This is a genomic window from Geodermatophilus sp. SYSU D00867 (assembly GCF_054050315.1).
The window spans coordinates 15846-28430 of the sequence record NZ_JBJGZC010000012.1; the positions used below are offsets into that span (position 1 = coordinate 15846).

The following is a 12585-nucleotide window of genomic DNA, read 5'->3' on the forward strand; positions in this document are numbered from 1 at the left end:
ATACCCGTTATCCCCAACTATCTGGCCAACTTTTCAGGAAACCGGGAACCAGTCCACGACCAGGGCAGGGAACACGCCGGCGGCGACGGGTCGAGGGCCGGGGAGGCGCCGCGCCGCTGTGCCGGGGGAGTCCCGGTGGGGGGAGGGCCGGGCCCTCACGCGCCTCCGGCGGTCAGCAGCTGCGAGCGGACGTCGCCCTTGAGTACCTTGCCCACCGTGGACCGCGGCAGGTCGGCCCAGACGAGCACCTCCTTGGGTGTCTTGACGCCGCCGATGCGGGCGCGGACGAACGCGCGGACGTCGGCGGGGTCCAGCGCCTCCCCGGCCCGCGGCTGGACGACGGCGACCACCCGCTCGCCCCACTTCTCGTCGGGCACGCCGACCACCGCGCAGTCCTGCACCGCCGGGTGGGCCAGGACCGCCTGCTCGACCTCGGCCGAGTACACGTTGAAGCCGCCGCTGATGATCACGTCCTTCGCGCGGTCGACGAGGTACAGCCAGCCGTCGGCGTCGAGGTAGCCGACGTCGCCGGTGTGGTGCCAGCCGAGCCGGCTCGCCTCCGCGGTGGCCTGCGGGTCCCGGTGGTAGCCGTCCATGACCAGCGAGCCGCGGACGACGACCTCGCCGCGCTCGCCGGCCGGGAGCAGCCGCCCGGCGTCGTCCACGACCGCCACGGTGGTGAGCGGCGTCGGCCGGCCGGCGGAGGCGAACCGCTCCCGGGCGGGGGAGCCGTCGGGGCGCAGGTGGTCGGCCGGCGCCATCGTCGAGATCATCATCGGCGCCTCGGACTGGCCGTACAGCTGGCCGAGGACGGGGCCGATGCGCCGGATGGCCTCCTCGAGGCGGTCGGGGGACATGGGCGCGGCGCCGTACCAGAGGCACTGCAGGGCGGAGAGGTCCGTGCCGTCGAGGTCGGGGTGGGCGAGCAGCCGGTAGACCAGCGTGGGCGGCAGGAAGGCGTGCGTGACCCGGTGCCGCTCGGCGAGGGCGAGGAACTGCCCGAGGTCCGGTGCCGGCATGACGACGATCTCGCCGCCGAGGGCCATCACCGGGAAGCACAGCACCCCGGCGGCGTGGGTCAGCGGCGCGAGCGCCAGGTAGGTGGGCCGGCCGGTGAACGGATAGCTCATGAGCGTCAGCGCCGACATGGTCTCGAGGTTGCGGTCGGTCAGGCGCACGCCCTTGGGGCGGCCGGTGGTGCCGCCGGTGCCGACCAGCACGACCAGACCGCCGGGCGGCTCGGTGTCGTCCCCCTCGGGAGCGCCGGCCAGCCAGTCCTGCAGCGCCGGGTCGCCGCCGTCGCCGTCGCCGTCCAGGCAGACCAGGGTGGTCAGCCGCGGCAGGCGGTCGCGGATCGCGGCCACCAGCGGCGCGAAGGAGTGCTGGTAGAGCAGCGCGGTGCAGCCGAACAGGTCGAGCAGCTCGCGGTTCTCCGCGGCCTCGTTGCGGGGGTTGACCGGGCACCACACCGCGCCGGCGCGGGCGATGCCGAAGACGGCGGCGAACGCGGTGGGGTCGTTGGCCGACAGGACCGCGACGGGGTCGCCCGGCCGGACGCCGGAGCGGGCCAGCGCCCCGGCGACCCGCCGGCTGAACCGCTGCACCTCGCCGTAGCTCATCGACCCGTCCGGGCCGGTCAGGCAGGGGGCGTCCGGGCCGAGGGAGGCGCCCTTGTCCAGGTAGGCGGTGAGGCTCACCGGTCCACCCGCCGGTCGCCCCCACCGCCGGAGGCCCTGGGTTCGGTCATGCGGGGATCGTGCCCGACCCGGGTGCCCGGGGCCCGTCCTGCGGCGGCGCCGTCCCGCCTCCACCATGTGCCGGTGCGCACGGTGGGTGTCGAGGAGGAGCTGCTGGTCGTCGACCCGTCGGGGACGCCGGTGCCGCGCGGCCCCGAGGCGCTGGCGGTGGCCGCCCACCGCGGGGAGGGGGAGACCCCCGAGCAGCACGAGAGCGCGGCGCAGGAGGAGGGCTCTCCGGGGCACCTGGTGCCCGAGCTCAAGCGGCAGCAGGTGGAACTGGGCACCCGGGTGTGCACCGGGCTGGCCGAGGTGGAGCGGGAGCTGCGGTACTGGCGCGGGCGCGCCGACGCCGCCGCCCGCGCCGTCGGGACCCGGGTGGCGGCGCTGGCCACCTCACCGGTCGGCGTCGAGCCGGAGACGACGCCGGGCGAGCGCTACGCGGAGATGACCGACACCTTCGGGCTCATCGCCCGCGACCAGCTCACCTGCGGCTGCCACGTGCACGTGTCGGTGGACGGCGACGAGGAGGGCGTGGCCGTCCTCGACCGGATCCGGGTGTGGCTGCCGGTGCTCACCGCGCTGACCGCCAACTCGCCGTTCTGGCTGGGCGCCGACTCCGGGTACGCCAGCTTCCGGTCCCAGGCGTGGAACCGCTGGCCGTCGTCGGGCCCCACCGAGCTGTTCGGCGACCCGGCGACCTACCACCGGGTGGTCGCCGACCTGGTCGCGACCCGCACGATCGTCGACGCCGGGATGGTCTACTTCGACGCCCGGCTGTCGCGGACCTGGCCCACCGTCGAGGTGCGCAGCGCCGACGTCGCGCTGCGGGTCGAGGACGCGGTCACCCACGCCGGGCTGGTGCGCGCGCTGGTGGACACCGCCGCCCGCGAGTGGCGCGCGGGCGTCCCCGCCCCTCGGGTGCGCAGCGAGCTGCTGCGGGTGGCCGCCTGGCGGGCCGGGCGCTCGGGCACCACCGCCGACCTGGTGCACCCGCGCACCGGGACGCCGGCGCCGGCCGCCGACGTGGTGGCGGCGCTGCTGGAGCACGTCCGCCCGGCGCTGGAGGCCAGCGGCGACCGGCAGCGGGTCGCCGACGGCGTGGCGGCGGTCCTGGAGCGCGGCACCGGCGCGGACCTGCAGCGCCGCGTGCACGCCGACACCGGCGACCTCACCGCCGTCGTCCGCGCGGCGGTGCAGCTCACGACCGGGAGGTGAGCTTCCGGGCAGGGCGGATATCGTCCCGCCATGTACACCGCGAGCTGGCACGACGTCGTGCGGCGCGACCTGTTCGGGCCGTCCCCCGATCCCCGGGACCGCCCCTACCGGTTCGTCGTGCGGCTGGCGCTGGTGGTCTTCCGGCTGCTGCGGCTGCAGTTCGACGTGCGGGGCTCCGAGCACGTGCCGACGTCGGGCGGCGCAGTGGTCTGCAGCAACCACGTCAGCTTCCTGGACTTCACCTTCCTCGGCCTGGCCGCGCTGCCGCGGCACCGGCTGGTCCGGTTCATGGCCAAGGCCTCGGTGTTCGCGCACTGGTTCGCCGGGCCGTTCATGCGCGCCATGCGGCACATCCCGGTCGACCGCAAGGCCGGCGCGGCCGCCTTCGACGCCGCGGTGCGGGCGCTCAAGGACGGCGAGGTCGTCGGCGTCTTCCCCGAGGCGACGATCAGCCAGAGCTTCACCGTCAAGGACCTCAAGGCCGGCGCCGCCCGGATGGCCCTCGACGCCGGGGTGCCGATCGTCCCGGCCGCGGTGTGGGGCGGGCACCGGGTGGCCACCAAGAAGCACCCGGTGGACCTCACCCGCGGCCGGGCGGTGACCGTGCTGCTCGGCGAGCCGGTCGTCCCCCTGCCCGGCGAGCGGCCCGCGGCGCTGCTGGCCCGCACCCGCGTGGCGATGGAGGCGCTGCTCGACGAGGCGCAGCGCACCTATCCGCAGCAGCCCTCGGGCCCCGAGGACCTGTGGTGGGTGCCGGCGCACCTGGGCGGGACCGCGCCCACCCTGGAGGAGGCCACGGCCCGCGACGCGCAGGACGCCGCCGGGCAGCGGGTGAGGGCGCGGACCTCGCGCCGCGCGCGGCTGGCCCGCCGCCTCCGGCGCCGCGGCTGAGGACGCGCTACTCCACCACCACCGGGGCCATGAGCCGGAACGCCTCCAGCTCGACGTCGTACCACCGGCGCAGCCGGCCCAGCGGTTCCATGCCCAGGCGCCGGCACACCGCCCGCGAGGCCTCGTTGCCGGGCCGGACGACGGCGTAGACCTCCGGCACGCCCGCGCCGAAGGCGTGGTCGACCACCGCCCGCGCGGCCTCGGTGGCGTAGCCGCGGCCCCAGCACTCCGGGTGCAGGTGCCAGCCCACCTCGACCTCCCCGACGCCGCCGGGCAGCGGCTTGAGCAGCACCGTGCCGGCCACCACCGGCTCCGGCCCGCGCACCTCCACCGCCCAGCAGCCGTGCACCGGGTCCGCGCGCCGGATCTCCGCCCACCGGCCCACCAGCTCCACCGGGCCCACCGACGGGGGGCCGCCCAGCCAGCGGGTGACCTCCTCGCGCCGGTAGATGTCGGCGAGCCGGGCCAGGTCGTCGCGGCCGGTGGTCCACGGGCGCAGCCGCAGCCGGTCGGTGAGCAGCTCCCCGTCCGGCACGGTCATCGCGACTGCCTACCCGGCGCGCCCCGCGCTACCCGCGGACCCGGCGCCGGAGCGGCCCGGGCGCGCCGTCATGCTCGGGGCCGTGACGCCCCCGACCGACCTGCTGCTCACCGACGTGACCGTCGGCGACCGTCCCGGCCGTGCCGTGCACGTCGTCGACGGGCGGATCGCCTGGACCGGCGCGGCCGCCGACGTGCCGCTGGCCGGCCGGGTGCTGGCCGGGGAGGGGGCGCTGCTCACCCCGGCGTTCGTGGACGCGCACGTGCACGCCACCGCGACCGGCCTGGCGCTCACCGGTCTCGACCTCCACTCGAGGTCGAGCCTCGCGGAGGCGGTGGCCGCCGTCGCCGAGGCGGTGCGCGGCGCGCCGCCGGGCATCCTGCTGGGCACCGGATGGGACGAGACCGGCTGGCCCGAGGGCCGGGGGCTCACCCGCGCCGACCTGGACGCCGTCGTCGGGGACCGGCCGGCCTACCTGGCCCGCGTCGACGTGCACTCCGCGACCGTCTCCACCGCGCTGCTCGACCTGGTGCCCGGCGTCCGCGGCCTGCCCGGCTTCTCGCCGGACGGGCAGCTGCGGCTGGACGCCCACCACGCCGCCCGGCAGGCCGCCTACGGGGCGGTGACCGCGCCGCAGCGGGCCGCCGCGCAGGCCGCCACGCTCGCCGAGGCGGTGCGTCTGGGCATCGGCAGCCTGCACGAGATGGCCGGGCCCGAGGTGTCCGGCGCCGCGGACCTGCGCGCGCTGCTGGACCTGGCCCGGCAGCGGCCGGCGCCGCGGGTCACCGGCTACTGGGGAGAGCTGGCCGAGCGCGGCGGGCTGGACCTGGTGCGCGAGCTGGACCTGGCCGGCGCCGGCGGCGACCTGTTCTGCGACGGCGCGTTCGGCTCGCACACCGCCGCGCTGCACGCCCCCTACGCCGACCGGCCGGGCACCGCCGGGGCGCTGCGGTTCGACACCGCCTCCCTGGTCGACCACGTGCGCGCCTGCACCGCCGCCGGGATCCAGGCCGGTTTCCACTGCATCGGCGACGCCGCCGTCGACCAGGTGCTCGACGCGGTCGGGACGGTGGTGGCCGAGCTCGGGCCGGCCGCCGTGCGGGCCTGCCGGCACCGGCTCGAGCACGTGGAGATGGCGAGCCCGGAGGCGGTCGAGCGGATGCGGTCGTGGGGGATGGTGGCCAGCGTCCAGCCCGCCTTCGACGCGGCCTGGGGCGGCCCGGCGGGCATGTACGCCGAGCGGCTGGGCACCGAGCGCGCGGCCGGGTGCAACCCGTTCGCCGACCTCGCCGACGCCGGTGTCGCCCTGGCGCTGGGCAGTGACGCCCCGGTGACGCCGATGGACCCCTGGGGCGGCGTGCACTCGGCCGTCGACCACCGCACCGCCGGCGCCGGGCTGCGCCCGTTCGACGCCTTCGACGCGGCCACCCACGGCGGCTGGCACGCCGTCCGCGCGGAGACCGCCGCCGGGCCGCTGGCGCCGGGCGCCCCGGCCGACCTCGCGCTGTGGGCCACGGACGCCGGCCTGTCGGCGGTGCTCGACCGCCGGGACCGGCCGGCCTGCCGGCAGCTGCTGGTCGGAGGCCGGCCACTGCGGTCGCTGTAACCACCCGGTCCGGGGGACGGCACGCACGAGGGACCCCGCGCCGGTCGCGTCCCGGAGGACGGGGGGCGGGGTGGGATGCTCGTGGGTGGGCCACGACCGTGGCCCGCACCCGTCCGCCGCGGACGGGTGCAGCCGGACGCCCGGGCGCCGCCCGCGGCAGGACGTCGCGGGGAGGTCGTGGGTGCCGCCAGCAGCCGTGACGGAGGAGCGGGACACCGGCTCCGGTGCGCCCGCGGGGACCGGCCGGCGCCGGACCCGCCGCCTGCCGTGGCGCACCGCGCTCGCCGCCGCCGGCGGCCTGGCGATGCTGCTGGCCTTCCCCGGCTGGTCGCTGCCCCCGCTGGCGGTGCTCGGCCCCGCGGCGCTGGCGCTGGCCGTGCGCGGGCAGCGGGCCCGGTCGGGCGCGTGGCTGGGCCTGGTGTGCGGCCTGGCGTTCTTCGTGCCGCTGCTGTCCTGGACCGGCATCTACGTGGGCGCGTTCCCCTGGCTGGCCCTGGCCGTCTCCCAGGCCCTCTTCCTCGCGCTGCTCGGCGCGGCCGGCGCGGCGGTGTCCGGCCTGCGGCTGTGGCCGCTGTGGACCGCCGCGCTGTGGGTGGCCGACGAGGCGCTGCGCGGCCGCCTCCCGCTCGGCGGCTTCCCCTGGGGCCGGCTGGGGCTGAGCCAGACCGACGGCGCCTTCCTCTCCCTCGCCGCCTACGGCGGGGTGCCGCTGGTGTCCTTCGCCGTCGCGCTCACCGGCACGCTGCTGGCCGCGGCGCTGCTCGCGCTGGCCCGGGCACGGCGGGCGGCCGGCGAGGGCGCGACCCGCGGGCCGGCGCTGCGCACCGCGGCCGCGCTGGTCGCCGCCGTCCTCGCCGTCCCGCTGCTCGGGGCGCTGGCCTGGACGCCGCTGCCCGGCCCCTCGCTCACCGCGGGCGGCCCCACGAGGACCGTCGCCGTCATCCAGGGCGACGTCCCGGAGGCCGGGCTGGAGTTCAACGCCCGCCGCCGGGCGGTGCTGGACAACCACGTGCAGCAGACGGTGCAGCTGGCCGCCGCGGTCGCGGCCGGGGACCAGGCGCAGCCGGACCTGGTCGTCTGGCCGGAGAACAGCTCCGACATCGACCCCTACCGCAACGCCGACGCCGCCCGGCAGATCAGCCGCGCCGCCGAGGCGATCGGCGCGCCGATCCTGGTGGGCGCGGTCGTCGAGGGGCCGGGCCGGTACCTGAGCAACACCGGCATCGTGTGGGACCCCGAGACCGGGCCCGGCGACACCTACGTCAAGCGGCACCCCGTCCCGCTGGCCGAGTACGTGCCGGCGCGGGGGTTCTTCCGCTTCTTCAGCGACAAGGTCGACCTGGTCCGCCGGGACTTCGCCCACGGCACCGAGGTCGGGGTGCTCGACGTCGGCGGCGCGCCGGTGGGCGACGTCATCTGCTTCGAGGTGGTCTACGACTCCCTGGTCGCCGACACCGTGCGGGCCGGCGCCGGGATGCTCGTCGTCCAGACCAACAACGCCACCTTCGGCTACACCGACGAGAGCGAGCAGCAGCTGGCCGCCAGCCGGCTGCGCGCGGTGGAGTTCGGCCGCACCGTCGTCGTCGCGGCCACCAGCGGCATCTCCGCCGTCGTGGCGCCCGACGGGTCGCTGGCCCGCCGCTCGGAGCTGTTCACCCCCGCGGTGTTCGTCGAGGACGTCGCCCAGCGCGACTCCACCACCGTCGCCGAGCGGCTGGGCGCGGCGCCGGAGTGGGTGCTGACCGCCCTGGGGGCCGGCGCGGTGCTCGCGGTCGCCGCCCCGGCGCTGCGCCGCCGGCAGCGGGCCCGCCGGGCCACCCGGTGAGCGCGGCGCGGGTCCTCGTCGTGGTCCCCACCTACGACGAGGTGGAGAACCTCGAGCCGGTCCTCGACCGGCTGCACGCCGCCGTCCCCGACGTGCACGCCCTGGTCGTCGACGACGGCTCGCCCGACGGCACCGGTGAGCTGGCCGAGAAGCTGGCCGCGCGGGACGACCGGGTGCACGTGCTGCGCCGCACCGAGAAGGCGGGCCTGGGCCCGGCCTACGTCGCCGGCTTCCGCTGGGGCCGCGAGCGCGGCTACGACGTGCTGGTCGAGATGGACGCCGACGGCTCCCACCACCCCGAGCAGCTGCCGCTGCTGCTGGCCGCCCTCGACGACGCCGACCTCGTGCTGGGCTCCCGCTACGTGCCCGGCGGCAGCGTCGAGGACTGGCCGCGCCGGCGGCTGCTGCTGTCCCGGCTGGGCAACGTCTACACCCGCCGCGCGCTGCGGCTGCCCCTGGCCGACGCCACCGGCGGGTTCCGCGCCGTCCGCGGGGAGCTGGTGGACCGGCTGCCCTTCGACCGCGTGGCCAGCCAGGGCTACTGCTTCCAGGTCGACTGGGCCTGGCGCGCCTGGCGGGAGGGCGCCCGGGTGGTGGAGGTGCCGATCACCTTCAGCGAACGCGAGTTCGGCAGGAGCAAGATGACGCCCTCGATCGTTGGAGAGGCGTTGGCACGGGTCACCCTCTGGGGCCTGCTGGACCGGCTGGCCGACCGCCTGCCGGGCCGGGTCCCACCGCCCGTGCCGGGACGGGTCCGCGAGCGCGGGCGGTCCAGCGAGGTCCGGTAGGCGGACCCGGGCCGCACGCGAGCCGGGCCGGGGAGTGCCGTGGGACACCGGGTACGGGTGCTGGCGGGGCTGTGGGCCCTCGCCGAGGTCGTCGTCTTCGCGCTGGTCGCCGCGTGGATCGGCGTGGGCTGGACGCTGCTGGCCGCGCTGGCCACCACCGTCCTGGGCTGGACCCTGCTGGCCCGGCAGGGGACCCGGGCGCTGGACGAGCTGCGCGCCCGCGCCCGGGAGCACCGCGCGCCGGGCACCGCGGCCACCGACGCCGGGCTGGTCGCCGTCGGCGGCGCGCTGATGGTGCTGCCGGGCTTCCTCGGCGACGTCGTCGGCCTGCTGTGCCTGCTGCCGCCCACCCGGCCGCTGGTGCGCGCCGCCGTGGGCCGCGGGCTGGCCGCCCGGCTGGGCCTGTCCGCGCCGGTGCGGGTGCGCAGCGCCCGGGTGCCCGGCGCGACGGCGGCCCGCCCGCCGGTGCGGATCGTCGAGGGCGAGGTCGTCGAGGGCGAGGTCGTCGAGGGCGAGGTCGTCGAGGGCGAGGTCGTCGAGGGCCCCGTCGTGCTCGACACCCGCCCTCGCGCCTGACCGTTCAGTCCCGCCGGAGGGGCCGGAACCGCAGGCAGGTGCGCTCGCCCACCCGCTCGACGCCGACGACCTCCAGCCGGCCGCGGGCGACGCCGTCGAAGGCCCGCAGGCCGCCGCCGAGCAGCACCGGCACGACGTCGACGCGCAGCTCGTCGAACAGGCCGGCGTCGATCAGCTGGCGGTTGAGGTCGGCCCCGCCGACGACGGTGACCGCCTTCTCGCCGGCCAGCTCGCGGGCGGTGTCCACGGCCTCGCGGAGGTCGCCGCAGAAGGTGACCCACAGCCGGTCGTTGCGCCGCGGCGGGGTCGCCGGCGGGTGCGAGGTCAGGACGACGATCGGCACCTGGTACTCGTAGTCGTCGGCGTAGGAGTCGGGGTCGGGCGCGCCGTCGTAGGTGCGCCGGCCCATGAGCACCGCGCCGGTCTCGGCCTGGGACGCCGCCAGGTACTCCTCGCCGGCCGGGGTGCCGAGGTCGGCGTACAGCATGCCGAAGTCCCCCTCGGGGTCGGCGGTGTAGCCGTCCAGGGACGTGGTCATGCCGGCGATCAGGTGCGCCACGGGGTCCTCCTCGGTCGGGTCCTGCGGGGCAGACCGGGGGAGGGGCGGCGACTCATCGGTCCCCGGACGCGGAACGGCCCCGGTGGGGAGTCCCACCGGGGCCGTCGACGGTCCTGGAACGGCCCGCCTCCCGGGGCCCGCCGCGCGCTCGCGAGCGGTGGGGAGGCGGGTCCTTCCTCAGCTGGCGCGGGTCCGCCGGCCGCGCAGCACCTCGAGACGCTCGGCCAGGACCTCCTCGAGGTCCTCGACGGAGCGCCGCTCGAGCAGCATGTCCCAGTGCGTCCGCGGCGGCTTGACCTTCTTGGGCGCCGGCTCGGAGCCGCCGACCAGCTTGGCCGAGGAGCCGTCGAACTTGCACTCCCAGGTGTCGGGCACCTCGGCGTCGTCCGCGAAGGGGACGGTGAACTGGTGACCCGAGGGGCACTTGTACTCGACGTACTGCCGCTCGATCGGCGCGGTGTTCCGCTCGGTCTCGTAGCTCACGCTGCCCAGTCGGCTGCCCCGCAGGGAACGCTCGCCCATGGCACACCGTCCTCTCGTGCTGGTGGTGTCGGTCAGGACTCCTCGTCGCGGCAGGGGGTACCCACTGCGGGAGGGTGTCGAAAGAGACCAACGGCGGATTTCGCGGAGAGATTCCGCTGAGTCGGTTCCCCATCATCGCATGGGGTGGTATTGGGCCACGCGCGACCCCCTCGGCCGGGGGAGAGCGGCCGGCTCAGGGGAGGGCGAGCTGCCCCGGGCCCGTCGCGGTCGGGCCCAGCTGGCCGAGCACGTGGTGCCGCCGGCACAGCACCTGGTAGTGCACCTCCGGGCCGGGCTCCGGGCCCACCCCGGCGCCCTCCGCCTCACCCGGGGCCGGGGTGGGCGCGGTGTCGGCGACGACGACGGTGGCGCCCTCGCGCACCATCTGCCCGTCGACGACCCGGGCGTTGAGCAGCCCGGGCAGCCCGCACCAGCACAGCACCTCGACCTGGATCCGCTGCACGTCGTCGGCGACCTCGAGCAGCCGCTGCGTGCCCGGGAACAGCCGCGCGCGGAAGTCGGTGGTCAGCCCGAAGGCGTAGACGTCGACGTGCGAGGCGTCGACGAGCTCGGCGAGCTGGTCCACCTGCCCGGGGGTGAGGAACTGCGCCTCGTCGACGATCAGGTAGTCCACCCGCCGCCCGTCGGCCCAGTGGCTGCGCACCAGCAGCAGCAGGTCGGTGCCCGGGTCGACCTCGACGGCGTCGCGGCACAGCCCCACCCGGGAGCTGATCCGCGGCCGCGCCGACCGGTCACCCTGGGTGAGTAGCAGCCCCGAGCGGCCCTGCCGGCTCTGGTTGTGGTCGACCTGCAGCGCCAGCGTGGACTTCCCGCAGTCCATCGGCCCGTGGAAGAACCGCAGGTGCGCCGGGGCTGGGGCGCGCCGCCGGTCCCCGGCCGCCGGGACCGACGCCGGCGTGAGGGACGGGTCGCTCACAGCCGCTCCGGCGGGGTGTTGCCCGCGGCCTGCACGGCCCGGCGCATCGGCAGCCGCAGCAGCAGCAGGAACCCGGCGACGAAGAACACCACCAGGCTGATGATCGCGTACCGGTAGGAGCCGGTGAGCTGGTACGTCAGACCGAACGCCAGCGGCCCCAGCCAGCTGGTCCCGCGGTCGCTGATCTCGTAGAAGCTGTAGTACTCCGCCTCCCGGCCGGCCGGGATGAGGTGGCTGAACAGCGACCGGGACAGCGCCTGCGTGCCGCCCTGCACCAGCCCGATCACCGCGGCCAGCGCGTAGAACTGCGCGACCGCGCCCTCCTGCAGCCAGTACGCCGCCACCAGCACCGCCGTCCAGGCGACCAGGCAGCCCAGCACGGTCCGCTTGGCGCCGTAGCGGGCCGCCACCCGGCCCAGGCCCAGCGCCCCGAACACGGCGACCACCTGGACCATGAGGATCGCGCCGGTGAGCACCGACTGGGACAGCCCCAGCTCCTCGCTGGCGTAGGTGGCCGACAGCGAGATCACCGTCTGCACGCCGTCGTTGAACAGCAGGTACGCGCCGAGGAACCACAGCGTGAGCGGGAACGCCCGCATCCCGCGCAGCGTGGCGGCCAGCTGCCGGAAGCCGCTGGTGGCGCCGCCGTGCCCGGCGACCGGCGGCCGGTCGCGCAGCAGCGAGACGGTGACCAGGGTGAACAGCCCCCACCACAGCCCCGCCGTGGCCAGGCAGATGCGCACCGCCTCGCCGCTGGTCAGCCCCAGGGACTCCGCGCCGAGGAACAGCCCCAGGTGCACGGCCAGCAGCAGCGCCCCGCCGACGTACCCGAACGCCCACCCGCGGCTGGACACCGCGTCGCGCTCGTCGGGGCCGGCGAGGTCGGGCAGCCACGAGTAGTAGACGACCGTCGCCGCGCCGAAGGCCACGTTGGCGACGACGAACAGCCCCGCGCCCAGCAGGTAGCGGCCGTCGGCGACGAAGAACAGGCAGGTCGCGGCCAGCGCCCCGAGCAGCGCCAGCCCGCCGAGCAGCTGCCGCTTGCGCCCGGTGCGGTCGGCGACGGCGCCGGTGAGCGGCAGCACGACGACCTGCAGGACCACGGAGAACGACAGCACGTAGGAGAACCAGCTGCCCGGCGGGATGGACAGCCCGAGGAAGGGCAGCCGGCCGTCGGCGCCGACGGCGTCCTCGGCGACGGTGGTCAGGTACGGGCCCAGGAAGACCGTGGTGACGCTGGTGTTGAACACCGACATCGCCCAGTCGTAGGAGTACCAACCGAAGCGCTCGCGGCGCAGGGCGCGGTCGACGGGTTGCGCGGCGTCGACGTGAGGGGCGGTCACGCGCGCAGGGTGTCAGCCCGGCCCCGTCCGTTCCAGCACCGGG

12 protein-coding genes are annotated in these 12585 nt (G+C 76.7%); 6 read left to right on the top strand and 6 right to left on the bottom strand.

The features are described 5' to 3' along the window. Positions 1-155: 155 nt before the first annotated feature. The gene (locus ACI8AK_RS12885) at positions 156-1697 is read right to left on the bottom strand and encodes an acyl-CoA synthetase (protein WP_456956528.1); all 1542 of its coding nucleotides are present in this window, start codon (positions 1695-1697) and stop codon (positions 156-158) included. Between the two features lie 123 nt (positions 1698-1820). Between ACI8AK_RS12885 and ACI8AK_RS12890 the strand changes: the two genes are divergently transcribed. Together ACI8AK_RS12890 and ACI8AK_RS12895 are read left to right on the top strand one after the other, a co-directional pair. Next, positions 1821-2954 (top strand): carboxylate-amine ligase, encoded by a 1134-nt coding sequence (locus ACI8AK_RS12890; protein ID WP_387988207.1) that lies wholly within the window; start codon positions 1821-1823, stop codon positions 2952-2954. Between the two features lie 30 nt (positions 2955-2984). After that, positions 2985-3845: a lysophospholipid acyltransferase family protein gene (locus ACI8AK_RS12895; protein ID WP_387988206.1), complete on the top strand. Its 861-nt coding sequence runs from the start codon at positions 2985-2987 to the stop codon at positions 3843-3845. A gap of 7 nt (positions 3846-3852) precedes the next feature. On the opposite strand, the gene ACI8AK_RS12900 is transcribed toward ACI8AK_RS12895, so the two are convergent. Beyond that, positions 3853-4386, bottom strand: a complete 534-nt coding sequence (locus ACI8AK_RS12900; RefSeq protein ID WP_387988205.1) for a GNAT family N-acetyltransferase — start codon at positions 4384-4386, stop codon at positions 3853-3855. Positions 4387-4468: 82 nt separating this feature from the next. Between ACI8AK_RS12900 and ACI8AK_RS12905 the strand changes: the two genes are divergently transcribed. The 4 genes from ACI8AK_RS12905 to ACI8AK_RS12920 all read left to right on the top strand — a co-directional run bounded on the left by ACI8AK_RS12905 (position 4469) and on the right by ACI8AK_RS12920 (position 9181). Then, positions 4469-5992, top strand: a complete 1524-nt coding sequence (locus tag ACI8AK_RS12905) for an amidohydrolase (RefSeq protein ID WP_456956530.1) — start codon at positions 4469-4471, stop codon at positions 5990-5992. Positions 5993-6173: 181 nt separating this feature from the next. Beyond that, entirely contained in the window at positions 6174-7817 is a 1644-nt protein-coding gene (gene lnt / locus ACI8AK_RS12910) for an apolipoprotein N-acyltransferase (RefSeq protein WP_456956532.1), read from the top strand. Further along, the gene (locus ACI8AK_RS12915; protein WP_387988202.1) at positions 7814-8605 is read left to right on the top strand and encodes a polyprenol monophosphomannose synthase; all 792 of its coding nucleotides are present in this window, start codon (positions 7814-7816) and stop codon (positions 8603-8605) included. The genes lnt and ACI8AK_RS12915 overlap by 4 nt, the downstream gene beginning before the upstream one ends. Before the next feature lie 39 nt (positions 8606-8644). Beyond that, positions 8645-9181, top strand: coding sequence for an FxsA family protein (locus ACI8AK_RS12920; RefSeq protein ID WP_456956534.1), 537 nt, complete (start codon positions 8645-8647; stop codon positions 9179-9181). Positions 9182-9185: 4 nt separating this feature from the next. Here the strand turns inward: ACI8AK_RS12920 and ACI8AK_RS12925 are convergent, their stop codons facing one another. From ACI8AK_RS12925 to ACI8AK_RS12940, 4 genes are all read right to left on the bottom strand, one after another. Beyond that, positions 9186-9740 carry a dihydrofolate reductase family protein gene (locus ACI8AK_RS12925; RefSeq protein ID WP_456956538.1) on the bottom strand — a complete coding sequence of 185 codons (555 nt, stop codon included), beginning with the start codon at positions 9738-9740 and terminating at the stop codon, positions 9186-9188. 177 nt (positions 9741-9917) lie between these two features. Further along, the gene (locus tag ACI8AK_RS12930; protein WP_387988199.1) at positions 9918-10262 is read right to left on the bottom strand and encodes an RNA polymerase-binding protein RbpA; all 345 of its coding nucleotides are present in this window, start codon (positions 10260-10262) and stop codon (positions 9918-9920) included. A 193-nt stretch (positions 10263-10455) separates the two neighbouring features. Continuing rightward, positions 10456-11199 (bottom strand): thymidine kinase, encoded by a 744-nt coding sequence (locus tag ACI8AK_RS12935; protein ID WP_456956540.1) that lies wholly within the window; start codon positions 11197-11199, stop codon positions 10456-10458. After that, positions 11196-12542 carry an MFS transporter gene (locus tag ACI8AK_RS12940; protein ID WP_456956542.1) on the bottom strand — a complete coding sequence of 449 codons (1347 nt, stop codon included), beginning with the start codon at positions 12540-12542 and terminating at the stop codon, positions 11196-11198. Before ACI8AK_RS12940 ends, ACI8AK_RS12935 begins: the two co-directional genes overlap by 4 nt. Positions 12543-12585 lie beyond the last annotated feature (43 nt).